The organism is Halorhodospira halophila (assembly GCF_016653405.1).
Lineage (GTDB): Bacteria > Pseudomonadota > Gammaproteobacteria > Nitrococcales > Halorhodospiraceae > Halorhodospira > Halorhodospira halophila_A.
Genome location: NZ_NHSN01000025.1, coordinates 199851 through 224703 on the forward strand (window position 1 = coordinate 199851; position 24853 = coordinate 224703).

Below are 24853 nucleotides of genomic sequence, written 5' to 3' on the forward strand. Positions count from 1 at the left end.
CCGGCTACCCGTCCGTCCCGCGGCGGGCCAGAATCCGGTCGAGTTGGTTGGCGAAGGCCTGGCGGTCACGCTGGCTCAGCGCCGCCGCCCCACCGGTCTCCACCCCGCTGGCGCGCATAGTATCCATGAAATCACGCATATTCAGGCGCTCCCGGATGGTGGCGGGCGTGTAGAGCTCGCCACGGGGGTTGAGCGCCTGGGCGCCGGCCTCGATGACCTCGGCGGCCAGCGGGATGTCGCCGGTGATGACCAGATCCCCCGCTGCCACCTGGCGGACGATCTCATGATCGGCGACGTCAAAGCCGGGCGCCACCTGGACGGCGCGGATATGCTTGCACGGCGGCACCCGGATCGGGTGGTTGGCCACCAGCGTCAACGGCACTTCCGTGCGCTGGGCGGCGCGAAAGAGGATCTCCTTGATCGCGCCCGGGCAGGCATCCGCATCGACCCAGATCTTCACAGTGTCCTCCAGGCAGGTTCCGTATCGGTCTCAGGAGGCGGCCGGCCATCGAGCCTGGAGCCACCGCGCCACTCCAGCGTAACCGATCGCCACCGCCGCCAGGCAGAGGACCGTGGTGGCTAGCACATTGGCGCCGGCAAGAGCGGGCGCCCGCTCGAGGAGGGTCAGCGTCTCCAGGTTGAAGATGGAGAACGTGGTGAACCCGCCGCAGAAGCCGTTCACGGCGAACTGCCGCCAGTGGGTGGGCAGCGTCCGCTCCGCCGGATCCGCCGCCGCCCAGGCCGCCACGGCACCGATGAGCAGCGAGCCGAGGGTGTTCACCAGCAGGGTTCCCCCAGGGAAGGCCACCCAGCCGGCCACCTGCATCAACCGGTCCACGCCGTAACGGCTCAACCCGCCGAGGGCGCTGCCGGCGGCGACCCAGAGGGTGATCCTCATGAGCCGCCTCCGGCGATCCACGCCCCCGCCTGCAACCCGGCCCAGGCGCCCGCCAGGGTCAGCGCCAGGGTGGCGGCGATGTTCCCCACGGCACGGACCCCGCTGCCCGTCCGGGCGAGGGTGTAGGTCTGCAGGGCGAAGGAGGAGACCGTGGTGTAGCTGCCGCAGAAGCCGATCAGCAGCAGCCCTTCCAGCGTGGCGAATCCACCGCCCGTGGCGGCGAGCACAGCGGCCAGCACCCCGGCGAGCAGCGCCCCGGTGACGTTGACCACCAGCGTCCCCCAAGGGAAGGCCTCGCCCAGGCGCCGGTTGACCGCCGCCGCCCCCCAGAAACGGCCCACCCCGCCGAGGGCACTGCCCACGGCCACCGCCAGCGCACCGGCCATACCCGCCGAGGATGCCATGGCTCAGGCCGCCCTCAGGGTGCGAATCCCGTACTGGCGGATCCGCTCAAGAGCTGGGACTTGGCCTCATGAATGTTGACCTGTTTCATCGCACACCGGTATTCGCTAAGTCGGACTAGGCTATACGCCGCGGCCAGGGCCGGACAACGCCGCTGCGCCCCGGCGGCCCGGTCAGCGGCGCACGCTCAGCCGCCCTCCGTCGGCCAGTTCTCGGGGCGGGTGCACCACTACCTCGGCGCCGGCCTCCAAGCCCGAGTGGACCCGGGTCAGACGGGCACCGCGTTCGCCGATGGTCACCGGCTGCAGCCGCGCCCGCCCCTGCTCGACCACGAAGACCGCCCAGCCGTCGTCGTGGCGGAACAGGGCGCTGGTCGGCACCCGCAGCACGTCCTCCGCCGACCAGAGCACGAAGACCGCGTTGACCCGGTAGCCATCGCCAAGGCGCGCCCACGCCTGCCGGGGCGAGGCGAGATCGGCGATGACCCGCACCCGCCGCTCCTCCACGCCGAGGGCGGTGATGTACTCGAAACCGTAGGGCTCCACCCGGCGGACCACGGCCTCCAGGGGCTCGGCCTCGCCCCAGCGTTCCAGGCGCACCAGCATCCCGGGGGCGATGCGCACCGCATCCGCCGAGCGCACCTCGACCTCCACCTCCAGCCGGGCGAGATCGGCCAGCTCCAGGATCGGATCACCGGGCTGCACCACCCGGGCGCTCTCGAAGTGGCGCTGGAGGATCACGCCGTCGATGGGGGCACGCAGACGGATCGGCTCGGCAGCGCCGGCGTCCAGGGCCTCCTCCCCTTCCCAGCGCAGGACCGCCTGGGCCTGATCCCGCTGGGCCTCGGCGCTGGCCACCCGGAACTGCGCCGAGCGCCAGGCCGCCTGGGTCTGCCGGCGCTCGGCGTCGGCCCGCTCCACGCTCCGCTCCGAGACCGCCCCCTCCTCGCCCAGGGTCGCCAGACGGCGGTACTCATCGGCCGCCGATTCCGCCGTCGCCCGGGCCGCCTCGGCCTCCTCGCGGGCCGCCTCCAGCGCCGAGCGCGCGGCCTCCAGCTGGGCCCGGGCCTGCTCCCGGGCCCGCGCGTCGAGCACCGGGACGGCCATCGGGTCGAGGGTGGCGAGGACCTGCCCGGCCTCGACCCGATCCCCGGGCTCGGGAGTGACCCGCCGGGCCTGGGCCGTTGCCGGGGCGGAGAGGAGATAGCGATCGGCCACGCGGGTCTTGCCCTCCTCCTCCAGGGTGACCTCCAGGGCGCCGCGGCTGACCGCCTCGGTGTCCACGAGGATTGGCGCCGGCCGCAGCACCAGGACCAGCAGGCCGATGACTGCGACCCCGGCCAGGGTCCATGCGATGACGGCTTTCCAGCGTGGCTGCATCCCTACTCCCTCGATTTCAGGGCCTCGACCATGTCCAGGCGATCCAGCCGGCGCCGCACCACCCAGGCCGAGAGAGCGGCGACGCCGAGCAGGACCAGGGTAGCCAACGCCATGCCGGCCACCGACGGGATCATGGGGACCCGGTAGAGCTCCGACTCCGCCGCCTGGACGATGATGGCGTAGAGGTAGTGGCCGATCACGAACCCGATGGGCAGGGCGGCGGCGATCAGCACCGCCTGCTCGCCGAGGAGCAGATAGGCGATCTCGCGCCGGGTGAAGCCGAGCACCCGCAGGCTGGCCAGCTCGCGCCCGCGCTCGGCCAGTGCGATCCGGGCGTTGTTGTAGACCACCCCGAAGGCGATGGCACCGGCGAGCAGCGTGGTCATCGCCGCGGTGGCCATCATCGTGCCGGCCACGTTCTCCTCGAAGTTGCGCATGGCGGCATCGGCCTCGGTGGCCCCGGCCACCCGCGGGCGGCGGTCGAGCTCGCACAGCAGGGGGCCGCGCTCCTGCCCGGCAAGACCCAGCCAGGCCCCGGAGATCGCCTCGCCCTCGCCGAGGAGCCGATTGAGTGCGTCCAGCTCCATGTAGACCGACACCCCCAGGTACTCGGCGATCACCCCGCTGACCGGGACCTCCAGCGTCTGCCGCCGCCCCTCGAGCACACGGATCTCCAGCGTATCCCCGGGCCCGACCCGCAGCTGCTCGGCCAGGTAATCCGTCAGCAGCACCCCCTCCCCGGGCAGCGGAACCGTACGCAGGTCGGTATCGAGCAGCCGGCGCAGGTCCGCATCCGGCTCCAGGCCCAGCACCGCCATGCGGTGGCTGCGGTGCCCGAAGGCGACCTCCGCCGCCACCTGGCGAAACGGCTCGGCGCGATCGACACCGGGCAACCCGGCAAGCTCGTGGATCACCTTGCGCGAGGTCGTCTCGTAGAAGGAGACCGTCACGTCATCGCGCTGAACCAGGTTGAACTGGACGTCGATCATGGTGTTGAGCGCGTTGCGCTGATACGGGCCGATCATCAGGATCGCCACGGCCAGGGCGATCCCCACGGTGGCCAGCCCGGCGCGCAGGGGACGGCGCTCGAGACCGCGCAGGATCATCCGCGTCGGCTGGCTGAACCAGCGCTGCAGCCCAAGGCGCTCGATCAGTGTAGGCCGATAGGTCGGCGGCGGCTCCGGGCGCATCGCCTCCGCCGGCGGCAGCCGCGCAGCACGCCGGACCGCCAGCCACGTCCCGAGCAGCGCCGAGAGCGTGGTCACCGCCGCGGCGATGGCGACCACCGGCGGCTGAAGCCGGAACTCGAGGAAGGGGAAGCGGAAGAAGCCGGCGTAGATCTCGGCCAGCTGCACCCCCAGCCAGTACCCGGCCGCCACCCCGGCGAGCACCCCGAGCACGACGATGAGCAGCACCAGCCGGACGTAGTGCCCGGCGATGGCCAGCCGCGAGTAGCCGAAGGCCTTCAGGGCGCCGATGATCTCGCGCTGCGTGGCCACCAGGCGGCTGACCACCACATTGAGCAGGAAGGCGGCCACGCCGAGGAAGATCGTCGGGATCACGTAGGCCAGGTTGGCCAGCTGGGTCAGTTCGTCCTCGAGCAGAGCGTGGGAGAGCTGATCCCCGCGGTCGTGGGCGCCGCGCCCGCCCCAGGGCTCCAGTAGGCGGTCCACGGCCTCGATGACGTCACCGGGCCGGGCGCCATGCTGCAGGGTGAGCAGCAGGTCGTTGAAGGCCCCGTCCATGTCGTAGGCCGCGGCCAGGGCCCGGCGATTCATCCACAGGATGCCGTAGCGCTCGTAGTCGGGGAGGATCTCACCCGGGCGGATCTGATAGATGAACTCCGGCGAGACCGCCACGCCGACCACCTCCAGGCGCTGGTAGCGGCCGCGGATGATCGCCGCCAGGTCATCGCCGGGACCCAACCCATGGGCCTCGGCGAAGGCGTCACTGACCACCACCTCGGCCTCGCGGTCCGGCTCCGGCAGCCGCCCCTGGCGCAGGTGGAGGCGGTTCATGTCCGGCTGGCGGCCCTCGGGCAAGGAGAGGATGCGCCCGGTCACCGGGTTGTCGTAGCCGGGGACGTCCAGGTTGGCCGCGGTGACCACGCGGTCCTCCACGCGCTGGACGCCGTCGATCCGTTCGATCTCCGTCACCAGGCCCCGGGGGGCCCGCTCGGCGCTGGCGAAGAGATCCGCGAAGCGGTACTCCTGGTAGAAGGCGTCGCGGGTCTCGGTCAGGGCAAAGAGCGCGGTGAGGAACATCATCAGCGTCGCCACGCCGCCGGCGATGACCACGGCAATGGCGATCACCTGCCCACGCAGAGTCACCAGCTCGCGCAGCAGCTTGCGGGTGAGCGCGCTCACCAGACCAGCTCCGCCGCCCGGCGCCGCTGGTCATTGGTGTGCACCGAGTCGATCAGCCCGTCCTTGAAGTCCACCACCCGGTGGGCCATGGAGGCGATGTCCGCGTTGTGGGTGATCAGCGCGGTGGTAGTGCCCAGCTCCGCATTGATGCGCTCGAGGACCTCGAGCACCGCCACCCCGGTCTTCGAGTCCAGGGCGCCGGTGGGCTCGTCGCAGAGCAGGACCTGGGGGCGCTTGGCCACGGCGCGGGCGATGGCCACCCGCTGCTGCTCGCCGCCGGAGAGCTGCGAGGGGAAGTGGTCCAGTCGGCTGCCCAGCCCGACCAGCGCCAGCGCCTCCTCGGGGGGCATGGGGTCGCGGGCGATCTCGGTGACGATGGCCACGTTCTCGCGGGCGGTCAGACTGGGGATCAGGTTGTAGAACTGGAAGACGAAGCCGACGAAGTGGCGGCGAAAGGCGGTCAGCTCCGCCTCCCCGGCCCGGGTGAGATCGCGCCCCTGGACGATGACACGACCGCTGGTGGGCGTATCGAGCCCGCCGAGGATGTTGAGCAGGGTCGACTTGCCACTGCCCGAGGGCCCGAGCAGGACCACCAGCTCCCCGGCGTAGAGGACCAGGTCCACCCCGCGCAGGGCGTGCACGGCCACCTCGCCCATGCGGTAGACCTTGGTGATCCCCTCGGCGCGGAAGACTTCCTGGGCGGGCAACGGGGCGCCTCACGATGACCGGGCAGCGGTTCCCCCTATTCTAGGCGGTCCGCGGCGGCCACGGCCGATGCCCGGGGCATGGCCCCCCGTGGCGCTCAGTCGCCGCGCCGGCGCCGATCCGCCCGAAGCCGGGCGGCGGCGAGGCTGGAGAGCAACGGGATGGCGCCGAGGGCCACCAGCGAGGCGATCATCCCGGTGCTCATCAGCTCCGCCGGGGTGTGGACCGCCTCCAACTGCGCGCCGGCGTTGGTGAGGATGGCCACGCCGGGGAACATCCCCAGCAGGCTGACCCAGAAGTAGGTCCGCGCCGGCATCCGCGTCAGCGCGAAGAGCGCGTTGATCAGGAAGGTGGGGAACGGCTCGGCGATGCGCAGCAAAAACAGCGCGCTCGGGCCGTGGTCGGCACAGTGGCGGTCGACGCGCCGCAGTGCTTCCGGGAACCGGCGGCGCACCGCGTCGTGGAGGGCGTAGCGGGTGAGCAGGAAGATCGCCAGCGCGCCGGTGCCCACCGCCACCAGGACCAACGCCAGACCGGCCCAGAAGCCGAACATCACCCCACCGGCGACGGTCAGCACCCCGCTTCCGGGGACTGAGACCACCGAGAAGAGAAAGCGCAGCGACAGGAAGACGAGCGCCGCCTGCACCGGCTGCGACTCGGCCACCTGCCGCAGCTGTTGCAGCTGGCCGTGCACCCACGCCCACTCCGGCGCGCTGCCGGCCAGCAGGGCACCGAGCAGGGCCAGCACCAAGGCCGCGAGCACGGCGCGGGCACCGAGGGTCGTCCAGCTGAGGGTGGCTCCGTTCACGTCGTTTCCGGTGGCCGATGGAGATAGAGCGCGGTGCGGTCGAAGGTCGGCATCCCGTGCCGACAGCTCCCGGCCGCCGTCTCGCCGTCCGGCGCGGCCCCGTACTGGCCCTCCAGCCCGGGCCGCGGCAGCCGAAAGAGGATACGGGCCGGCGCGCGCTGGCGGCGGATGTTGGCAAGGATCGGCGTCCGCGGGCAAGCCTGCAGGGCGATCAGCGCCACATCCACCTCGGGCAGGGCGTCGGCCGCCGCATCGGCACAGAGGACCCGGACGCGCCCCGGTCCCTCACCGAGGAGGCCCAGGTGCGCCACCACGGCTTGCGCCCCGGCCACGGCGGCGGCGGAACGGTCCACGGCGATCACCCGGGCCCCGCCCAGGCGCGCGGCCAGCACCGCAGTGAACGGCAGCGCCCCGCAGCCTACATGCAGCAGCCGCTCGCCGGGCACGACCCCGGCCAGGCGCAGCTCCCGGGCCACCAGCCGGCGGTACGGCCAGGCGTAGAGGTGAAAGAGGAGCGGCCAGCGCGCGCTCCAGCGCTCCAGGGCGGCGACGCCGGGGGCGATCAGCCGCACGGCAGACCGCCGGCGGGTACGAAGACACGGGCCCCGTCGGCCTCGGCGGCGACCAGCCGCTGGCCGTACAGCGCCTCCAGCGCCTCGGTGACGAGCATCACCTCGGCGGGCCCCCAGCAGGCATCGCCGTTGGGGTAGAGCAGCAGGATGTGGGTACACCAGCGCGCCGCCAGGTTGATGTCGTGCAGGCACAGGAAGACACCGCGCCCCTCCCGCGCCTGGCCGGCCAGCAGGTCCATGACGGCCACCTGATGACGCAGGTCCAGGTGGTTGGTGGGCTCGTCGGCCAGCCAGACGGCCGGGTCCTGGGCCAGCACCGTGGCCATCGCCAGGCGCTGGCGCTCGCCGCCGGAGAGGGTGCTGACCAGCCGCTCCTCGAGCCCGCCGAGCTCCAGCCGCTCCAGCGCCTGCCGGGCGCAGGCCAGATCCTCGGCGGTCTCCAGATCCCACGGCGTCAGGTAGGGGTGGCGACCGATGAGCGCGGTCTCCAGCACCGAGGCCGGGAAGCCGTCGTGGCGCTCCTGGAAGACCACCCCCAGGCGCCGAGCCAGCGCCTTGCGCCGCCAGCGGCGCAGGCTGGCGCCGTCGAGCTCGACCGCGCCGGCGCGGGGCGCGCGCAACCCGGCCAGGGTGTGCAGCAGCGTCGTCTTGCCCGCGCCGTTGGGCCCGAGCACGCCCCAGATCTCCCCGGGCTCGATGGTGAGGTTGAGCGGATAGCCGTCGGGCCGCTCGGGGATGTCGATGATCAGATCCTGGGCCTGGAGCATGCTTCCCCCCTAACGACTGCGGTGCAGCAGGTAGAGGAACAGCGGCACGCCGAGCATCGCCGTGATTACGCCCACCGGGAGCTGCTCCGGGGCGATGAGCGTGCGCGCGAAGACATCGGCCAGCGCCAGCAGCGCCCCGCCGGCCAGCGCCGCGGCGGGCAGGATCAGCCGCTGGTCGTTGCCCAGCACCAGGCGCAGCATGTGCGGGACCACCAGCCCGACGAAGCCGATGCTCCCGGCGGTGGTCACGGCGACGGCGGTGAGCACGCTGGCCGCCACATAGACCGCCCACTCCAATGGCCGCACGGCGACGCCGAGCGCCGCCGCCTGCAGTGGCCCGCGGGCGAGGACGTTGAGGCTGCGCCCGAGCGGCAACGCCACCAGCACGGCCACGGCCAGGGCGACCAAGGCGAGCCACGGGCCGCGGGCGTAGGCCAGATCGCCCATGAGCCAGTAGAGCATGCCGGGCAGCTGCTCGGTGGGCCCGACGGCGAGCATGAAGGTGACCAGCGCCCCCCAGCCGGAGGCCACCACCACGCCGGTGAGCAGCAGCCGGGTCGGCGTCCAGCTGCCGGTGCCGTGGGCCAGGCCGAAGACCAGCAGGGTCGAGAAGAGCGCCCCGACGAAGGCCGCCCCGGAGACCAGGGCCATGCCCAGCCCGAGGAGCATCGCCGCCAGGGCGCCCACGGCGGCCCCGCCGGAGAGCCCGAGCACGTAGGGGTCGGCCAGCGGGTTGCGCAGCAGCACCTGCATCAGCGCCCCGGCCACGGCCAGCAGTCCGCCGACGGCGAAAGCGGCCAGGGCCCGGGGCAGACGCAGCTCCAGGACCAGGGTCTGGTGCAGCGGCTCGCCGCTGCCGGCCAGGACCGCGAGGACTTCGCCCGGGGTCAGGGGCACGCTGCCGATGGCCACCGCCGTGGCCACCGCCAGCAGTGCTGCCAGCGCCAGCACGCCCAGGGGCAAAAGGAAGCGCACCGGCGATCCGACCCCACTCGGCTGGGCCAGCGCCCCGCCCTCCTCGCTCACGGCGCCGGAGCGGCCCCGCTGATCGGCTGTGCGCCCGATCCCCATCAGCGGTTGCGCCGGGCCTGCTCGAGCTTGTCACACAGCGCCCGCGTCCCCTCGAGGATGCGCGGCGTCGGGCGCTGGATCGTCGAGGGCTGGACGAAGAAGAGGTTGTCCTTGGCGGTGGCCTCCAGGACGTCGTAGCGCCGCCACTCGTCCAGCCAGGCGTCGTCGGCCTCGCCCATCCCGCCGGCGACGATCGCCTCCGGGTCGGCTTCGAGGACGGACTCGGTATCCAGCCGCGGGGTCAGGCTGCCGAGATCGCCGAAGACGTTCTCGCCGCCGCAGATGCGGATCGACTCACTGATGATCTGCTCGTCGTTGATGGTCATCACCGGGTCCGGCCAGATCTGGTAGAAGACGCGCACCGGGTCGCGGCCGGCGTACTCGGCCTCGAGTTCCGCCACCGCATCGCGAAACCGGGCGGCCTCGGCCTCCGCGACCTCCTCGCTGCTGGCCAGGGCCCCGAGCCGTTCCAGGGAGGTGGCGATCTCCTCAAGGTGGCGGGGATCGCTGCGGTAGAGCGGCACGCCCAACGACTCGATGCGCTCGAGCTGGCTGCTGGAGTTGCCGCTGGTCCAGCCGATGACCAGATCCGGCTCATGGGCGAGGATCGACTCCATATCGAGCCGGTCGTAGCTGCCCACCCGGGGCAGATCGGCGGCCTCCTCCGGGTAGTCGGCGTGGCTGACCGCAGCCACCACATGATCGCCGGCGCCGGCGGCGAAGAGCAGCTCCGTCGCCCCGGGCGAGAGGGCCACGATCCGCTGCGCCGGGGCCTCCAGGCAGACCTCTTGGCCGGTGTCGTCCTCCACACAGCGCTCCCCGGCGTGCACCGGCGCCCACGCCGCCAGCGACACCAGGAACCCGGCTGCGATGCCCCCTAGCGCGGCTCGGGCCCCGGCGGGGCGTCCTCGAAGACCTCGGCTCCGACGAGTCGCGCCTCCAGGCTGGCCAGCACCACTTCTTCGTGGGCCTCGTGCGGGTACAACACCCAGTGGCCCTGACCGTCCGAGCGGTAGAGTTCCAGGCTCCCGATCTCCGGGTCGATGAGCAGATACTCCCGCAGCGAGGGGAGCTTGCGGTAGGCGGCAAACTTGGCGCCCCGGTCGTAGGCCGCCGTGGAGGGGGACAGCACCTCCACCACGAGGCACGGCGCCTCCTTGTGTTCGGAGCGCTGATGATCGGTCGGATCGCAGGTGACCAGCACATCCGGATAGAAGAAGGCGTCGGCCGCCTCCACCCGGACCCTCATGTCGGCCATGAACGTACGGCATGGCCCCCCGCGCAGCTGCTGGCGCAGCGCGCTGGCCGCATTGAGCGTCACGGTCACGTGCCGCTCCGGAGCCCCACCCATGGCGAAGACTTCCCCCGCCACGAACTCGTGCTTGAGGGGCTGCTCCGCCTCCCAGGCAAGGTACGCCTCGGCGGTCATCCCGGCTGGCTGCGGATCGGCCATGGCTGGAACCTCGGGATAAACAGTCATCGCCAGTGTAGCAGTGCCGCCACGCCTGCCCGACGCTCTTCAGCCGGCAGAGCCGCACCGCCAGCCGGCGCACCACGCCCCCGACTGCCATCACGTGTGTCCACCCTACCGTCGCGCCCACCATCGACACTTTACGCGCTCTCATCCGCCGCCCGCTGACCGGCCGGGCGCCAGAGCACCTCGCCGCCGTTCTCGTAGCGGGAGAGGACCCGGGCGACGACGAAGAGCAGGTCGGAGAGGCGGTTGAGGTAGGCCATGGACTCGGGCCGCACCGCCTCGTGGTGGCTCAGGGCCACGACCTTGCGTTCCGCACGCCGGCAAACCGCCCGGGCGACGTGGCAATCCGCCGTGGCCCGGCCGCCACCGGGGAGGATGAACTCCTTGAGATACGGCAGCGAGTCATTGAAGTAGGACAGCGCCGCATCCAGGCGATCCACGGCCCCCTCGGGGAACGCCTTGTGGCCGGGCACGGCCAGCTCGGCGCCCAGGTCGAAGAGCTCGTGCTGGACCTGTGCCAGCACCGGGGCCACGTCCTCGGGCAGCTCGTGGGCCAGCAGGCGCCCCAGGAAGCTGTTGAGCTCATCCACCTCGCCGAAGGCCTCGACGCGGTGGCTGTCCTTGTCCACCCGCGACCCGTCACCGAGGCCCGTGCGGCCCTCATCACCGGTGCAGGTGGCGATCTTGGAAAGTCGGTTTCCCATGGTTTCCTTCCTACTCCTCTAGCGGGGCGGGGCACCCGCACAGTAACGCGCCCGGTGCCCTGCGGCACCCTACGCCCCGTGCGGGTGCGCCGCGAATCGGGGTCTGCGTCGATGCATCCGCTCCATCGACACGCCCCGGTTAGTGCTGATTGAAGTGCAGAGAGACGTAGACCGCCCGGCCCGGCTGGTTGTAACCGTCCGCGGTTTCGAAGTCCTTGTCCAGGGCGTTCTCCAGCGTCCCGCGCAGGGTCCACTCCGGGGTGATGGCGTAGCTGGTACGCAGATTCAGGAGGCCGTAGCCGGAGAGGCGCGTGTCGTTGGCTTGGTCGTCGTAGCTACGCCCCCGTGCAAGAGCGGTCGCACCTACCGAGAAATCGCCCAACTGCCGGTCGATATCTACACGCGCCGATTCATTGGGCCGGCGCTGCAACTCATTTCCGGTGTCTCTATTCTCGTGATCGAGGTAAGTAAAGGCGCCGGAGACCTGCCATTCCTGCCAGTGGGCACCCGCTTCCAATTCGGCGCCGCGGACGCGGGCCTCGTCAATATTAATATTTTCTGATGAATCAATCAAATCGTCGATATCGGTCTGAAACACGGCGAGATCCCAGTAAGAGTATCGGCCTGCCTGGCGAACCCCGATTTCAAAAGACTCCGAGGTCTCCGGCTCCAGCTCTGGATTGCCAAAATCCGGGAAATAAAGTTCGTTAAACGTCGGCGCGTTGAAGGCCGTGCCGTAGCTCGCCCGGGTCTGGACTGCCTCGGTCAGCTGCCACCCCCAAGCAAGCTGTCCGGTGGTTTGGTCGCCAAACTCCTCGTCATCGTCGTAACGCAGACTCCCCTGCAGCTGATGAGAGCCGAGCCAAGCCGTCAGCACCTGATAGGTGCCGATGTTGTAGCGACTGTCTTCATCGAAGTCCGTGGTGGAATCAACGTGATCCTCACGCCAGTCCGCGCCAACGGCCAAATCCAGGTCCCTGCCTAGGTCAAATTCATTGTGCCACTTGGCCATATCGCGCCGGGTGTCGAAGGTTGAGTCATCAGGCCCCGCTTGGTCATCGTAGAGGTTATCTTCCTGGTCGCGGCTTTGAGAGATCGCGACCTCCATTTGCCACAAATCCGTAACTGAGAGCCTACTACCCGCCTGAAGCGCCGCCTGGGTAAACTCGTTATAGGCCGAGGCGGTGGGATTATCCGGATCAAAGTCGCTTTCACCCTCGGCATAGAGAAAGTTACCGAAGACCTCGGCTTCACGCGTCAACCGATGGCTCAACTGACCACTGACGGTCATATTGGTATAACCATCCTCATCATCGTCACCCGCTTCATCCCGGACATTGATGCCGTCGGTGTGAAAGTGACCGGCTGAGAGGCTGTAGAGGGTATCCCCGGTTCCGCCGGCCACCCCTGCGCCGTATTCGTAGGTATTGAAGCTGCCGCTGCCGGCAAAGGCGTTCACCCGCGGCGGCCCCTCTTGGCCCTCACGGGTGAAGACCTGCACCACGCCCCCAATGGCGTCTGCGCCATAAATCGAGGAGCGCGGCCCTCGAACGACCTCAATGCGCTCGATCTCGGAAGGCGGCAGATACTGCCATGAAGCCCCTCCAGTCGTCGCCGACCCCATGCGCACCCCATCGACCAGCAGCAGGGTGTGGTCCGATTCGGTGCCACGCATAAAGAGACTGGTGTCTTTCCCGAACGGGCCGTTGCTTGCCAGGCTCGTCCCCGCCCGCCCCTGCAGCAGGTCCGAGACCTGCCGCGGCTGCTGGCGGTCGATCTCGTCGCGGTCAATCACGGAGACGGAGGACAGGGATTCGTCGACGGTCTGGGTCATTCGGGTTGGCGTGACCACGAGGGGGGCAAGTTGCGCCGACTCGCCGTCGGTATCGGCCATGGCCGGGACGCTGCCCACGATCAGGCCGACCGCCACGCCCGCGGCGACCCGGCTGGTGGTGTTGCTGGACATATTTTCCTCCCTTCCGCGCGCCACCCGCACGCGCGTCGGTTTGGTTCCACCGCAGGGAGGAGGACAGAAATGGGGGGAGGGATCGCGCTTGCGCCCGGCAAACGGAGGCCTGCCCCGGTCTGCCGCCTCCCGCGGCACCTGGGTTCCCTCAGGCCGGTCTCCGGGCTCGTGGGTGGGGTCGGTGACCCCGGGCGAATCGCCTTCCCGCAGGGCCCGCCGCCGAACGACGGCGCCTTGCAGTGGCTTTGTGATCCGCCCCCCACCTACCGTTGCGGGGGCAGCGCCGGACTCGCCGCTAGGTGCGGCTGAACCGGTCTTCCCGTTTCACCCCGCCGCTGCTCGCGCGGGGCACCTGAGGAGCTTGGTACTCTAGGCAGCCTGGGCCCCGCCGTCAAACCGCCGCACCCCGACGTCCAAAGGAGACGTGATGCACCGCCACCGACTGGCACAGACCACTGCCCCGGCCCGCCATGGCACCTGAGCCGCTGCGTGTCCTGCTCCTTGGCGGTACCGGCGAGGCGCTGGCACTGGGCCAGGCGCTGGAGCAGGAGCCCGGGATCGCCGCGGTCTATTCGGTGGCCGGGGTGACTCGCCGCCCCCGCCTGCCCCGCTTGCCGGTCCGTCGCGGCGGATTCGGGGGCGTTGCCGGACTGGCCGGGTACCTGCGCCAGCACGGTGTGCACTGCCTGGTCGATGCCACCCACCCCTTCGCCGCCGGCATATCGGCCAACGCGGCGGCGGCCGCCCGGCAAACGGGGACAACCCTGCTGGCAGTGCGTCGACCAGCGTGGCAACCGGGGCCGGACGAGCAGTGGCACCGGGTGGCCGATATGGCCGCCGCCGCCCAAGCGCTGGGTCCGCAGCCGGGCCGGGTGCTGCTGACCATCGGCAATCAGGAGGTCCCGGCCTTCTGCGCCGCGCCCCACCACCACTACTGGATCCGCTGCCTGGAGCCGCCGGAGCGGGTGCCGCCTGGAGCCCGGATCCTCTTCCAGCGCGGGCCGTTCCACTACGCCGACGAGTGCCGCCTGCTCCGCGAGCACGGCATCGACACCCTGGTCACCAAGAACGCCGGCGGGGCCGCCACTCGCAGCAAACTCGATGCGGCCCGGGACTGCGGAGTCCGCATCGTGATGGTCGAGCGCCCGCCGGACCCGCCGGAGGCGGAGGTGGCCACCGAGGTCGAGCAGGCGCTGGCGTGGTTGCGGAGACGACGCCCGGCGGCGGCTGACCCTCGCCTGGGTTAGGATCAGCGCATGGCGCAAGATCCCGAGTCCTTCACTGAGACCTCCGCCGGCACCGCCCTGCGCCGCGGCTGGACCACCGGCGCCTGCGCCGCCGCCGCGGCGCGGGCGGCCTTCTCGGGGCTGGTCAGCGGCGCCTTCCCCGATCCGGTCACCGTCCGGCTGCCGCGGGAGCGCGCCCCGGCCTTCGCCCTGGCCGCTCAGGCCCGCGGCGACGGCTGGGCGCGGGCCGGCGTCATCAAGGACGCCGGTGACGACCCCGACGTCACCCACGGCGCCCTGGTCTCGGTGACCGCACGCCCCGGCGCACCGGGCGGCGGGGTGCGGCTGCGCGCCGGCCCCGGCGTGGGCACGGTGCGCCGCAGCGGTCTGCCCGTCGCCGCCGGCGAGCCGGCGATCAACCCCGGTCCGCGGGGCTACATCGAGCAGGGTATCCGCGAGGCCGCGGCCGAGCTGTCGGTGCCGGCCGACGTCACCCTGGAGGTCGCCATCGAAGACGGGGAACGCTTGGCGGCGCAGACCCTCAACCCGCGATTGGGGATCGAGGGCGGACTGTCGGTGCTCGGCACCACCGGGGTGCTGGTGCCCTTCTCCTGCGCCGCCTGGATCGACGCCATCCAGCGCGGCATCGACGTGGCCCGGGCCGCCGGGCTCGGGCATGTGGCCGGGAGCACCGGACGCACCTCGGAGCAGGCGGTGCAGGCCTACCACGGGCTCCCGGACGAGGCGCTGATCGACATGGGCGATTTCGTGGGCGGGATGGTCAAGTACCTGCGCCGGCACCCGGTACCGCGGATCACCATCGCCGGCGGCCTGGCCAAGATCACCAAGCTCGCCCAGGGCTTTCTCGATGTGCATTCGCGCCGCGGGCAGGCCGATCTGACGGCGCTGGCCGAGACCGCTGCACAACTCGGCGCGGATGCCGCCTGCCAGGAGGGCATCGCCACCGCCAACACGGTCGCCGAGGCCTTTGACCTCGCGCAGGCCGCTGATCTCCCGCTGGGCGACGCGGTGGCGCGGGAGGCGCAGCGCACCGCCCTGGCCCTGGTGGATCCGGCAGCCAGCGAGGTGGAGGTGCTGATCTTCGATCGCCGCGGCCAGCCCGTGGGCCGGGCCGGCTGGGCACGGCACTGAGACCTACCAGCGGCGGGCCGCTGCCTCGGCCTCGGCATTGGTCGGCCGCGCGATCAGGCCGCCCCGGGTGACCGCCACACGGTACTCGGCGCCGTCGGCCATGGGCAGGTAGGTGGCGCTGCCGTAGGTGGCGTCCACCCAGGGGAGACGATCGCCGTGGCGCTGACCCAGCAACCAGGGGTCGATACCCCGCTGCGGCGGGGCCAGGGGGTGCACGGTACGCAGCGCGGTGCGCTCGGCCTCGGGGTCGGCGTAACGACCACTGATCCGCTCCAACCGGTAGCGGGTCTCCAGACCGAGCACCGTCGCGAAGCCGCTCCAGCGCAGCACCCGGGCATCCACCTGCCACTGATCGCCGGCCAGCGGGACGGTCACACGCCGCCCGTCCGGGTAGATCAGCCGCGCCACATAGCGCTGTCCGGCCACCTCCTGGAAGCGCAGCGCCAGCACCGGGCGCTCCCGCTCCAGCCGCTCATAGGCCAGCAAACCCAGCCCGAGGGCGCCGGCAGTTCCCAGCCCGCCGAGCAGGATCAGCCCGGCGGCGAGCACGGACACCCCGCGGAGTAGGCGACCGCGCAGCAGCGCCCACCCACCCGTGACGGCCAACCCCAGGGCGAGGACCAGCAGCACCGCCGCCGCCATCAGCACCGCCCAACCGGCCCCGCTGATCTGAGCTGCCGTTTCAAGCCCCCCGTGCATGCGGCCTCCCGCGCCAACGCGCGACGCTGTACCCTGTGCGGGATGATACGCTGTACGATTGCGTATATGGTGTCCGGAGCGCTCGGCCGGGGCCGTCTCAGCCGGGCTCGCGGTGTAAGCGCGCACCCTGTTCCGCGCAATCAGTCGTTTGATACAAAGTAGCCGATGAACTAATCGGGAGGTCCGGTATGGAAGCGTTTGATCCAATCCTGCTACTTGTCGTCGGTGCCGTGGTCGGTGCCGCTGTGGGTGCCTACGTCGGGCGCGCCTCTTCGCCCAACACCCAGGAGATCCGCGACGCCGAGAGCGTGGCCCGCCGCAACCGCGAGGAAGTGCGCAACGTCCGCAGCGAGGTGGACCAGCACTTCGAGCAGACCGCCCAGATCATGGGCGAGGTCACCAAGGCGTACCGTCGCCTCTACGAGCACATGGCCACCAGCTCCCAGCGTCTGGCGCCCCGCCGCACGCAGGACCTGGTCAAGTCCCTGGGTGACCAGCGCCTGCTGTCCCAGGACGTGGTCGAGCAGTCCGCCCGGCGCATGAGCGAGATGAAGGCCAAGGAGCAGCGTGAGGCCCAGGCCCGCCGCCAGATCAGCCAGGAGCGTTCCGAGCGCTCTTCCGGCGACCGCTCCGCCAGCAGCAGCAGTGGCGGCAGCAGCCGCAGCGCCGGCAGCAGTCGGAGCAGCGGTTCCTCCGAGTCGGCCGTCGGCTCCTCCAGCCGCTCCTCCGAGTCCGCCATCGGCCGTCGCCCGACGCGCAGCCGCTCCACCACCTCTTCCTCCCGGTCCCGCAGCAGTGCCCCGGAGCGTACCCGGAGCACGGCCACCGAGGAGCGCAGCAGCAGCAGCGGTGAGAAGCGGCGTCGGCGCCCGAGCATCTTCAGCTGAAGAGCTGCCCGGGGACGTGAACGGTCCACCGACCGTTCATGGCGATACGGACCCCGGGGCCTGCCGGCCCCGGGGTTTTTTTGACCCATCGACCAATCCTGATTGGTTCCAGTTCTTATCTCTTTCGGGATATAGCACCCCGACGCTGCGCCTCCATCCTTGGTGAAAGACCAGACATTTTGTCGCACCCAAGGAGTGAGGAGGCTAACCATGCTGGACACCCTGAAGACCGCCTGGACACCGGCCGTTGCCTGGGAGCACCTGCTCGGCGCCGAGCGGCTGTTCATCCTGGATGTGCGCAACCCCGACGAGTTCGAGCGCTGGCGCGTCGAGGGCCCGCACGACACCCCGACTATCAACGTCCCCTACTTCGAGCTGCTCGACCTCGATGAGGACGCCGACGACATGGACGCGGCCGTGCTGCGCGGCATCCGGGCGCAGCTGTCCGACCGGTTACCCACCGACCACACCATCCTGACGGTCTGCGGCGAGGGGCACACCTCGGAGCACCTGGCCCACGGCCTGCGCGAACTCGGCTACCCGGCCCTGAACCTGGAGGGCGGCATGGAGGCCTGGGGCGATTTCTACTACCACCGGGTAGTGGGCAACCACGAGCGCTACACCGTCTACCAGGTGATCCGCCCGGCCCGTGGCGACCTGAGCCACGTGATCATCAGCGACGGCGAGGCCGCTGTCATCGACCCCAATCGCCACGTGGACGTCTACGAGGAGCTGATCCATGCGCGGGGAGCCCGCATCACCCAGGTCCTCGACACCCACGCCCACGCCGACCACATCAGCGGCGGCCCGGAACTGGCCCGTCGCCACCGGGTCCCCTACCACCTGCATCCCTACGACGCCATCCACCCGATGGACATGCTGCCGGCCCGCATCGACTTCGCACCGCTGTATGCCGATCAGTCGGTGCGCGTCGGGGCGATCACGCTGCGCGCCCTGCACGTCCCCGGCCACACCCTGGGCATGGTGGCTTTCCTAGTCGACGAACAGTACCTGGTCTCGGGGGACAGCATCTTCCTGGAGTCCATCGCCCGCCCCGACTTGGGCGGCGCCGCCGAGGCTTGGACGCCGCTCTTCCATGACTCCCTGCAGCGGCTGCTGGCCCTGCCCGAGGACACCGTGGTCCTGCCCGGCCACGCCACCGACCCCAGCGTCGCCGATACCCGGGGCCGTTTCTGCGCCGAACTCGGTCCCCTGCGCCGCAGCAATCCGGGGCTGCGACAGGTGGATGCCGGTCCGGAGCCGTTCCGCAGCTATATCCTCGGCAGCCTGCCCCACTTTCCCAAGGCGTATATCGAGATCAAGCGGGTCAACATCGGCCTCGTCCAGCCCGACGAAGCAGAGGCCCGGCGCCTGGAGGTGGGCAAGAACGTCTGCGCCCTGAGTGAGGCCGCGGCCGCCTGATAGCGGCCCGGCCCGCGGTACCCCGTTGGAGATATTTGCATGACACATGCGCGCGTCATGATGGATGGCGCACCAGCCAAGACCAGCAGGGGACCCCGCGATGGACCACTACCCGATCTTCCTCAAGCTCCACGGCCGCAACTGTCTGGTGATAGGCGGCAATGAGACCGCCGCCCGCAAGGCCGAGGATCTGCTCGACAGCGGGGCGACCGTCACTCTGGTTGCCCGCGAACTCGGCGGGGACTGTGAGGAACTGCTGCAGCGCCATCCCGACCGGGCCCACCATCGGGCCGAGGACTACCGCCCCGGCATGGAAGAAGGGGCGGCACTGGTGCTCAACGCCGCCAACCACGAGGCCACCGACCAGCTGGTCTACCGCCGATGCTGCGAATGGGGCATACCCGTCAACACCGTCGATCGGCCGGAGTACTGCAGCTACATCACCCCGGCGGTGGTGGACCGCTCCCCGCTGCAGGTGGCGATCACCAGCGGTGGCGCCGCGCCAGTGCTGGCCCGTCAGGTACGCAGCCAGATGGAGACCCTGCTGCCCACCGCCTACGGGCGGCTGGCCGCCCTTGCTGGCCGCCTGCGGGAGCGCGTAGCTGCCGCCCTCCCCACCGGGCGGCAGCGCCTGCGGTTCTGGGAACAGGTCTTCGAAGGCCCGGCGGCGGAGTCCATGCTCGCGGGTCGGGAGCGGGAGGCCGAACAGGCAATGCTCGAGCTGCTGCGCCAGGAACAGGCCCGCAGTGACGGGCGCGGCGAGGTCTACCTGGTGGGTGCCGGCCCAGGCGACCCCGACCTGCTCACCTTCCGCGCCCTGCGCCTGATGCAGCGTGCCGACGTAGTGCTCCACGACCACCTGGCGGCGCCCGCGCTGCTGCGCCTGGTGCGCAAGGACGCCGAGCGGATCCCCGTCGGCAAGCGCCGTGGCCGGCACACGCTGCCCCAGGAGGCGATCAACGACAAGCTCATCGAGTTGGCCGCTGCCGGCAAGCGGGTGCTGCGCCTCAAGGGCGGGGACCCGTTCATCTTCGGCCGCGGCGGCGAGGAGATCGAGGGGCTGATCGAGCACGGCATCCCGTTCCAGGTGGTGCCGGCGGTGAGCGCCGCCCAGGGTGCTGCGGCCTACGCCGGCATCCCCCTGACCCACCGGGATCACGCCCAGAGCTGCCGCTTCCTGACCGGGCACCGCCGCCACGGCGCCCTGGAACTCTCCCAGTGGGCCCCGTTCCGCCGCGACGAGACGCTGGTGGTCTACATGGGGCTCACCCATCTGGAGACGGTCTGCGCCCAGCTTCAGTCGGGCGGCCTGCCGCCGGACCAGCCCGCCGCAGTGATCGATCAGGCCACCACCCCGGCACAGCGTGTGATCACCGCCCCGCTCGGCGAGTTGCCCGGACAGGTGCGCAATGCGCGGCTCCAGGGCCCGGCGCTGATCGTCGTCGGCCCCACCGTGACGCTCCAGCCGCAACTGGGGTGGTACCACAGCTCACCCAACGCCGAGCCGGCCTTCCCGGAGCACGGCTGCCTGAACAGCGAACCGCGCCCCGTCCGCCGTCGCGTCCCGGCGGATACCGAACAGGCCTAAGCGGCCGTCCACCTCCTGCGCAATAACCGAGACCCGGGCCGAGCTGGCCCGGGCCTCGGCGGTTTAAGGCGGGGCGGCGCAGAGACCCCGCCGGGGCTTGCGCGCCTTACAGCCGCGCCTCGTGGTAATAGAGACGCACCGCGTGGCGGGCCTCGGCGAAGACCAGCCAGCGTTCGATGAGCGCGCCGAGCAGCGCCACCGCCACCGCCGCGTAGGCCCACACCGCCCCGGCCCCAAGGGCCACGGCGCTCAACGCGGCGATGGGGAAGGCGAACGTTGCGGCCAGTGCCAACCCACGGTAGACCTGCGCGCGCCCCTCGGGCAGGGGGTACTGGAACTCCCAGGTCAGGAAGTTGCCGGCGGTGTGACCGGCGTCGACCAGGCGCACCGGGGCACCGCTCAGCCCCAAGGCCGTCGTCTTGCTGGAACTGCCGGGACGGCGGTTCCACAGGTACCAGGCCGACTTGGTCACTGCGGCCACCGCCAGCAGCGCCACCCCCATGGCCGCCGCCGGGGCCGGATCGGCGCCGAAGAAACCGCGCACGGCGGCGAGCACGGCGGCGCCCAACCCCAGACCGATGAGCAGGTAGTTTACCGGGGTCAACCCCTGGCTCCACTCGCGGATGGCGCGGACACAGGCGTAGATCATGCCCGTCGCCACGACCGTGGCCAGGGCCAGCACCGCCGTCAGCCCGGCGAACACGAGGGTCACGGCGTTGTGCTCCAGCCCGAGCAGGAAGTAGGGCCCGAAGTAGAGCAGGGCCACCGGGTAGAAGAGCACGGCGAGCACCGCCTCGCGGGACAGCCAGGAGGTCCGGAAGCGAGCGAAAGAACGCCAGGCATTGCGCGGATTGGCGAGGTGACCGGCGGACGACATCAGGCCGATTGTGATGAGCACGGCACCGATGGCGACCGCGGCCAGCAGCTCTCGCTGCCCGACCGCGCCACCAAGGGCGAGGATATCGGTCAGGGCGAACAGGGCGACGAAGCCGTAGCCGGCACCGGAGAGCACCGTGAAGAAGACAACGGACCAGGCGGGATGCATGGGTGAATCCTCCCTCAGCGGTGAACGACGCGGTTGGGCCAGTGCTGGACGCTGGCCGGATCGGTGCCCTGCCCCGGGGACGTACCGGTCGTTTCGGGCAGCGGACGGCTGGCTTCGGGCGGGCGCACCGGCAGGTAGTGGTTGACCGGCTGGCACCCCATCTCGGGGAGCATCACGAAGCCCCGCCGCTCGCGCACCAGCTGGCTGACCCGCGAGTCGGGGTCGTCGAGATCGCCGAAGTGCCGTGCCCGGGCCGGACAGGAGAGCACACAGGCGGGCTGGCGCTCGGCCTCGGGGAGGCGGTCGTCGTAGATCCGGTCGATGCACAGCGTGCACTTCTTCATGGTGCCGCTGGCGTGATCGAGTTCGCGGCAGCCGTAAGGGCACGCCCAGGCGCAGTAGTTGCAGCCCATGCACTTGGCCTCGTCGACCAGCACGATCCCGTCGGCGTCACGCTTGTAGGACGCGCCTGTGGGACAGACATCCACGCAGGGCGGCTCATCGCAGTGCATGCAGGAGACCGGCACGTTGACGGTCTTGCTGTTCGGGTACGTCCCTTCCTCGTAATGACGCACGCGGTTGAGCATGACCCCGCTGGGGGATCCACCGTAGGGGTGGTAATCGGTCAGCGGACCGACCGTCCCCGAGGTGTTCCACTGCTTGCACGCCACCACGCAGGCGTGACAGCCGACGCAGGTATCGAGATCGATGACCAGTCCCAGTCTCATCAACGCCCCCGGCTCAGAATGTCGCGCATGGAGCGGTGCAGGCGCACCGCCTGGTGGGTTGCGTAGCGCATGAGCCTCATCGGCCCGTTGTCGACGCCCGGCGGCGGGATCAGATCGGTGAACTGCGGTTGCGAGATCCCGCCCTCCCCGGGTGCCGCCCTGTGGATGCGCACCTGCAGGTCGTACCAGGCCGCCTGCCCGGTGATCGGATCGGAGTTGCTCAGCGGCTTCTCGTCATCCCGGCGTGGCAGGCGGTCATCGATCAGGTGGTTGAGGAGGAACCCCCGGCTGGCCTCCGGCCCGCCGGGCTCCAACCCCCAGGCCCCGGAGCGCTTGCCCACCGCATTCCAGGTCCAGACGGTATCCGCCTGCACGCCCTCGACCAGCTGCAGCGGCACGCAGATGCGCCCATTGTGCGACTCGACCCAGACCCAGTCGCCATCGCTAAGGCCCAGCGCCTCGCCGCGTGCGCGGTTCATGTAGAGGACGTTCTCGGCCATGATCTGGCGCAGCCAGGCATTCTGGCTGTCCCAGGCGTGGTAGTGGGTCATCGGCCGCTGGGTGATGGCGTGGAAGGTATACCCCTGCCCCTCGACGCGGCTCTGTTCCAGCGGCGCGTAGTGGAAGGGCAGCGGATCACAGTAGGTGCGCACCCGCTCGCGGTCCACGGGATCCTGGGGTTGCGGCCCGTCGTAGAGCCCCTCGGCGGCGAGTCGAAAGCGCTGCAGGGGCTCGGCGTAGACGCTCATGACCATCGGCTCGGCGGAGCCGTTGATCCCGGCCGCCTCGGCCCACTCCAGGTAGCCCTTGTTGGCGAACTTGTAGAACTGATGCGAGAGCGGCAACTCGTACTGGAAGAAACCGCCGTTCTCGATGTAGTGCTCCCACTGCCGGGGGTTGGGCTCGCCGCGCAGCGGCTTGCTGCCGTCCTCGCCCCGCCAGCCGGCCAGGAACCCGACCCCCGGCGCCTTCTCGAAGCGGACGATGAAGTCCTCATAGCCGCTGTACTTCGGACTGCCGTCCTCGTTGGTGAACGCCGGCAGCCCCAGGCGGGCGCCGAGTTCGATCATCACCTCCTGCCAAGGACGTGCCTCGCCCTCCGGCTCCAGGATCGGCTGACGGATGGCGTCCGCCGGCCCCTCGGCGGTGGAGATCGGCCGGTCGAGCATGGAGATGCAGTCGTGGCGCTCCAAGTAGGTGGTATCCGGGAGCACCAGATCCGCGTACTGCACGGTCTCGGAGTGGAAGGCGTCCACCACCACCAGGTAGGGGATGCGGTACGCGCCGGATTCGTCCCGGGCGCGCAGCATGTCCTGGATACTGGTGGTGTTCATGGTGGAATTCCAGGCCATGTTGGCCATGAACAGCATCAGGGTATCGATGGGGTACGGATCCCCGTCGTGGGCGTTGCTGATGACCGTGTGCATCTTGCCGTGGGGCGAGACCGGCGCCTCCCAGGAGAACGCCTTGTCGATGCGCAGCGGCCGGCCCTCGCCGTCGATGACCAGATCCTCGGGCGCCACCGGGAAACCCAGCGGCGAGGCCGCCAGCGGAGTATCCGGTGCGGTCTCCCGGGCGGGACGCAGCGGTGGCGGGATCGGCTTCGGGTACGGGGGCTTGGCCCGATGCCCACCGGGGCAATCCACCGAGCCGAGCAGCAGCTGCAGCAGGTGCAGCGCACGGGCCGCCTGGAAGCCGTTGGAGTGGGCTGAGACCCCCCGCATGGCGTGCATGGAGACCGGGCGGCCGATGAACCGGTCGTGCCGGCGTCCAGCCCAGTCGGTCCACTCGCACTCGATCTCGATGGTTTCCTGGAAGGCCACGTGGGCCATCTCGGCGGCCAGGCGCTCGATGGTCTCCGCCGGCACGCCGCAGACCTCGGCGGCCCGCTCCGGGGCGTACTGTGCGTCCAGGTAGCGCTCGGCGAGCAGGGTCATGGCCGTTTTCACCGGCCGCCCGTCAGGCGCCGTCCAGGCACCGAAGAGCGCCGGCGCAATCCCGGCCTGCGTGCCATCGACGAACGCCTCCTGCTGCAGATCCCGGACCAGCGGCGCGCCCTGCTCATCGCGCAGGAACAGCCCATCCCCGGCCTGCCCCGGGGTCTGAACCACCAGGTAGGGGGCGTTGGTGTAGCGGATGAGATAGTCCTGGTCGAACTGCCCGTCGCGCAGCAGGCAGTGGATCAGCGACATGGCGAGCATGCCGTCCGTGCCCGGACGGATGGGCACCCACTCGTCGGCGACGGCCTGGTAGCCGGTGCGCACCGGATTGATGGCGACGAAGCGCCCGCCGCGGCGCTTGAGGGTGTCGATGCCGAGCTTGAAGGGGTTGGAGGCGTGATCCTCGGCGGTGCCCCAGAGCAGGAAGTAGCGGGTCCGCTCGAAGTCCGGATCACCGAACTCCCAGAAGGCGTGCCCCAGGGTGTAGAGCCCCGCAGCGGCCATGTTCACGGAGCAGAAGCCGCCGTGGGCCGCCCAGTTGATGGTGCCGAACTGCGTGGCCCAGAGCCCGGTCAGCGCCTGCATCTGATCACGACCGGTGAAGTAGGCGAGCTTCTTCGGGTCTTCGGCGCGGATCCGGCGCAGCCGCTCGGTGAGCTCATCCAGGGCCTCGTCCCAGGAGATCTCCTCGAAGGCGCCTTCGCCGCGCTCCGTGCCCGGTTTGCGACGCAGCGGGCGGCGGAGTTTCGCCCTGGAGTTCTGCTTCATGATGCCGGCGTTGCCCTTGGCACAGAGCACGCCGCGGTTGACCGGGTGATCCGGGTTGCCCTGGATGAAGCGAACCTGGCCGTCCTCCAGGGTGACCTGAATACCGCAGCGGCAAGCGCACATGTAGCAGGTGGTGTAGCGGACTTCCTGGCGGTCCCGAGGCTCAAGACGAGCGGGGTCGTCCGCCACCTCGGCTTGCGGGGTGACGCGCATGGCTGCCTCCATGGCCGGCTTGCGGGTGTGGGATCGGGGCGGGGCCGCCAACCGGGGCCGGCCCCGCAGC

The 24853-nt window shown here is 70.6% G+C and carries 23 protein-coding genes and 1 riboswitch; of the genes, 5 read left to right on the forward strand and 18 right to left on the reverse strand.

What is annotated here, in order from left to right; genetic code table 11:
- Positions 1-4: 4 nt before the first annotated feature.
- From CCR79_RS10255 to CCR79_RS10320, 14 genes are all read right to left on the reverse strand, one after another.
- Positions 5-460 (reverse strand): YaiI/YqxD family protein, encoded by a 456-nt coding sequence (locus tag CCR79_RS10255; protein ID WP_201171843.1) that lies wholly within the window; start codon positions 458-460, stop codon positions 5-7.
- Between the two features lie 30 nt (positions 461-490).
- Entirely contained in the window at positions 491-898 is a 408-nt protein-coding gene (locus CCR79_RS10260) for a fluoride efflux transporter FluC (RefSeq protein WP_201171844.1), read from the reverse strand.
- A complete protein-coding gene (locus CCR79_RS10265) occupies positions 895-1302 on the reverse strand; it encodes a CrcB family protein (protein WP_201171851.1) in 408 nt (135 codons plus the stop codon). Before CCR79_RS10265 ends, CCR79_RS10260 begins: the two co-directional genes overlap by 4 nt.
- Before the next feature lie 171 nt (positions 1303-1473).
- Positions 1474-2679 carry an efflux RND transporter periplasmic adaptor subunit gene (locus CCR79_RS10270; protein WP_201171853.1) on the reverse strand — a complete coding sequence of 402 codons (1206 nt, stop codon included), beginning with the start codon at positions 2677-2679 and terminating at the stop codon, positions 1474-1476.
- Positions 2680-2681: 2 nt separating this feature from the next.
- Complete coding sequence (locus CCR79_RS10275) at positions 2682-5045, reverse strand: FtsX-like permease family protein (RefSeq protein WP_201171856.1); 2364 nt, start codon at positions 5043-5045, stop codon at positions 2682-2684.
- On the reverse strand, positions 5042-5701 hold the full coding sequence (locus tag CCR79_RS10280) for an ABC transporter ATP-binding protein (protein ID WP_430654669.1): 660 nt from the start codon (positions 5699-5701) through the stop codon (positions 5042-5044). The genes CCR79_RS10275 and CCR79_RS10280 overlap by 4 nt, the downstream gene beginning before the upstream one ends.
- 146 nt (positions 5702-5847) lie before the next feature.
- Positions 5848-6558, reverse strand: coding sequence for a TVP38/TMEM64 family protein (locus tag CCR79_RS13695; protein ID WP_201171860.1), 711 nt, complete (start codon positions 6556-6558; stop codon positions 5848-5850).
- The gene (locus tag CCR79_RS10290; RefSeq protein WP_201171862.1) at positions 6555-7130 is read right to left on the reverse strand and encodes a methyltransferase domain-containing protein; all 576 of its coding nucleotides are present in this window, start codon (positions 7128-7130) and stop codon (positions 6555-6557) included. Before CCR79_RS10290 ends, CCR79_RS13695 begins: the two co-directional genes overlap by 4 nt.
- Positions 7121-7897: an ABC transporter ATP-binding protein gene (locus tag CCR79_RS10295; RefSeq protein ID WP_201171865.1), complete on the reverse strand. Its 777-nt coding sequence runs from the start codon at positions 7895-7897 to the stop codon at positions 7121-7123. The genes CCR79_RS10290 and CCR79_RS10295 overlap by 10 nt, the downstream gene beginning before the upstream one ends.
- A 9-nt stretch (positions 7898-7906) precedes the next feature.
- Positions 7907-8968 (reverse strand): FecCD family ABC transporter permease, encoded by a 1062-nt coding sequence (locus CCR79_RS10300; protein ID WP_242510893.1) that lies wholly within the window; start codon positions 8966-8968, stop codon positions 7907-7909.
- Positions 8968-9822 carry a helical backbone metal receptor gene (locus CCR79_RS10305; RefSeq protein WP_201171867.1) on the reverse strand — a complete coding sequence of 285 codons (855 nt, stop codon included), beginning with the start codon at positions 9820-9822 and terminating at the stop codon, positions 8968-8970. Before CCR79_RS10305 ends, CCR79_RS10300 begins: the two co-directional genes overlap by 1 nt.
- 23 nt (positions 9823-9845) lie before the next feature.
- On the reverse strand, positions 9846-10421 hold the full coding sequence (locus CCR79_RS10310) for a Uma2 family endonuclease (protein WP_201172533.1): 576 nt from the start codon (positions 10419-10421) through the stop codon (positions 9846-9848).
- Between the two features lie 158 nt (positions 10422-10579).
- The gene (locus CCR79_RS10315) at positions 10580-11149 is read right to left on the reverse strand and encodes a cob(I)yrinic acid a,c-diamide adenosyltransferase (RefSeq protein WP_201171870.1); all 570 of its coding nucleotides are present in this window, start codon (positions 11147-11149) and stop codon (positions 10580-10582) included.
- A gap of 139 nt (positions 11150-11288) precedes the next feature.
- Positions 11289-13115: a TonB-dependent receptor domain-containing protein gene (locus CCR79_RS10320; RefSeq protein WP_201171874.1), complete on the reverse strand. Its 1827-nt coding sequence runs from the start codon at positions 13113-13115 to the stop codon at positions 11289-11291.
- A gap of 134 nt (positions 13116-13249) precedes the next feature.
- A riboswitch (cobalamin riboswitch) is annotated at positions 13250-13486 on the reverse strand.
- A gap of 99 nt (positions 13487-13585) precedes the next feature.
- Here CCR79_RS10320 and CCR79_RS10325 point away from each other — a divergent pair.
- Both CCR79_RS10325 and CCR79_RS10330 read left to right on the forward strand, forming a co-directional pair.
- On the forward strand, positions 13586-14362 hold the full coding sequence (locus CCR79_RS10325; RefSeq protein ID WP_201171877.1) for a cobalt-precorrin-6A reductase: 777 nt from the start codon (positions 13586-13588) through the stop codon (positions 14360-14362).
- Positions 14363-14371: 9 nt separating this feature from the next.
- The gene (locus tag CCR79_RS10330) at positions 14372-15493 is read left to right on the forward strand and encodes a cobalt-precorrin-5B (C(1))-methyltransferase (protein WP_201171880.1); all 1122 of its coding nucleotides are present in this window, start codon (positions 14372-14374) and stop codon (positions 15491-15493) included.
- Between the two features lie 3 nt (positions 15494-15496).
- Here CCR79_RS10330 and CCR79_RS10335 read toward each other — a convergent pair whose 3' ends face one another.
- Entirely contained in the window at positions 15497-16192 is a 696-nt protein-coding gene (locus tag CCR79_RS10335; protein ID WP_201171883.1) for a hypothetical protein, read from the reverse strand.
- Positions 16193-16380: 188 nt separating this feature from the next.
- On the opposite strand from CCR79_RS10335, the gene CCR79_RS10340 reads away from it, so the two are divergent.
- The 3 genes from CCR79_RS10340 to cysG all read left to right on the forward strand — a co-directional run bounded on the left by CCR79_RS10340 (position 16381) and on the right by cysG (position 20089).
- Positions 16381-17079, forward strand: coding sequence for a ZapG family protein (locus tag CCR79_RS10340; protein ID WP_201171887.1), 699 nt, complete (start codon positions 16381-16383; stop codon positions 17077-17079).
- A 210-nt stretch (positions 17080-17289) separates the two neighbouring features.
- A complete protein-coding gene (locus tag CCR79_RS10345; RefSeq protein ID WP_201171889.1) occupies positions 17290-18501 on the forward strand; it encodes an MBL fold metallo-hydrolase in 1212 nt (403 codons plus the stop codon).
- Between the two features lie 100 nt (positions 18502-18601).
- Positions 18602-20089: a siroheme synthase CysG gene (gene cysG, locus CCR79_RS10350; protein ID WP_201171891.1), complete on the forward strand. Its 1488-nt coding sequence runs from the start codon at positions 18602-18604 to the stop codon at positions 20087-20089.
- 106 nt (positions 20090-20195) lie between these two features.
- On the opposite strand, the gene CCR79_RS10355 is transcribed toward cysG, so the two are convergent.
- Genes CCR79_RS10355 through CCR79_RS10365 form a run of 3 tightly spaced genes read right to left on the reverse strand, consistent with a single transcriptional unit; the run spans position 20196 to position 24783 of the window.
- The gene (locus CCR79_RS10355; RefSeq protein ID WP_201171897.1) at positions 20196-21134 is read right to left on the reverse strand and encodes a dimethyl sulfoxide reductase anchor subunit family protein; all 939 of its coding nucleotides are present in this window, start codon (positions 21132-21134) and stop codon (positions 20196-20198) included.
- Between the two features lie 14 nt (positions 21135-21148).
- Positions 21149-21862 (reverse strand): 4Fe-4S dicluster domain-containing protein, encoded by a 714-nt coding sequence (locus CCR79_RS10360; RefSeq protein ID WP_201171899.1) that lies wholly within the window; start codon positions 21860-21862, stop codon positions 21149-21151.
- Complete coding sequence (locus CCR79_RS10365; protein ID WP_207189778.1) at positions 21862-24783, reverse strand: molybdopterin oxidoreductase family protein; 2922 nt, start codon at positions 24781-24783, stop codon at positions 21862-21864. Before CCR79_RS10365 ends, CCR79_RS10360 begins: the two co-directional genes overlap by 1 nt.
- Between the last annotated feature and the right edge of the window lie 70 nt (positions 24784-24853).

Bases quoted from the DNA above. Each gene is read 5' to 3' on its own strand.
- CCR79_RS10315 (WP_201171870.1), bottom strand. From the start codon at position 11,149: ATGGGAAACCGACTTTCCAAGATCGCCACCTGCACCGGTGATGAGGGC.
- CCR79_RS10360 (WP_201171899.1), bottom strand. From the start codon at position 21,862: ATGAGACTGGGACTGGTCATCGATCTCGATACCTGCGTCGGCTGTCAC.
- CCR79_RS10260 (WP_201171844.1), bottom strand. From the start codon at position 898: ATGAGGATCACCCTCTGGGTCGCCGCCGGCAGCGCCCTCGGCGGGTTG.
- CCR79_RS10330 (WP_201171880.1), top strand. From the start codon at position 14,372: ATGGCGCAAGATCCCGAGTCCTTCACTGAGACCTCCGCCGGCACCGCC.
- CCR79_RS10280 (WP_430654669.1), bottom strand. From the start codon at position 5,701: ATGGGCGAGGTGGCCGTGCACGCCCTGCGCGGGGTGGACCTGGTCCTC.
- CCR79_RS10270 (WP_201171853.1), bottom strand. From the start codon at position 2,679: ATGCAGCCACGCTGGAAAGCCGTCATCGCATGGACCCTGGCCGGGGTC.
- CCR79_RS10300 (WP_242510893.1), bottom strand. From the start codon at position 8,968: ATGGGGATCGGGCGCACAGCCGATCAGCGGGGCCGCTCCGGCGCCGTG.
- CCR79_RS10320 (WP_201171874.1), bottom strand. From the start codon at position 13,115: ATGTCCAGCAACACCACCAGCCGGGTCGCCGCGGGCGTGGCGGTCGGC.
- CCR79_RS10265 (WP_201171851.1), bottom strand. From the start codon at position 1,302: ATGGCATCCTCGGCGGGTATGGCCGGTGCGCTGGCGGTGGCCGTGGGC.
- CCR79_RS10355 (WP_201171897.1), bottom strand. From the start codon at position 21,134: ATGCATCCCGCCTGGTCCGTTGTCTTCTTCACGGTGCTCTCCGGTGCC.
- CCR79_RS10310 (WP_201172533.1), bottom strand. From the start codon at position 10,421: ATGGCCGATCCGCAGCCAGCCGGGATGACCGCCGAGGCGTACCTTGCC.
- CCR79_RS10335 (WP_201171883.1), bottom strand. From the start codon at position 16,192: ATGCACGGGGGGCTTGAAACGGCAGCTCAGATCAGCGGGGCCGGTTGG.
- CCR79_RS10345 (WP_201171889.1), top strand. From the start codon at position 17,290: ATGCTGGACACCCTGAAGACCGCCTGGACACCGGCCGTTGCCTGGGAG.
- CCR79_RS10295 (WP_201171865.1), bottom strand. From the start codon at position 7,897: ATGCTCCAGGCCCAGGATCTGATCATCGACATCCCCGAGCGGCCCGAC.
- CCR79_RS10365 (WP_207189778.1), bottom strand. From the start codon at position 24,783: ATGCGCGTCACCCCGCAAGCCGAGGTGGCGGACGACCCCGCTCGTCTT.
- CCR79_RS10340 (WP_201171887.1), top strand. From the start codon at position 16,381: ATGGAAGCGTTTGATCCAATCCTGCTACTTGTCGTCGGTGCCGTGGTC.
- cysG (WP_201171891.1), top strand. From the start codon at position 18,602: ATGGACCACTACCCGATCTTCCTCAAGCTCCACGGCCGCAACTGTCTG.
- CCR79_RS10325 (WP_201171877.1), top strand. From the start codon at position 13,586: ATGGCACCTGAGCCGCTGCGTGTCCTGCTCCTTGGCGGTACCGGCGAG.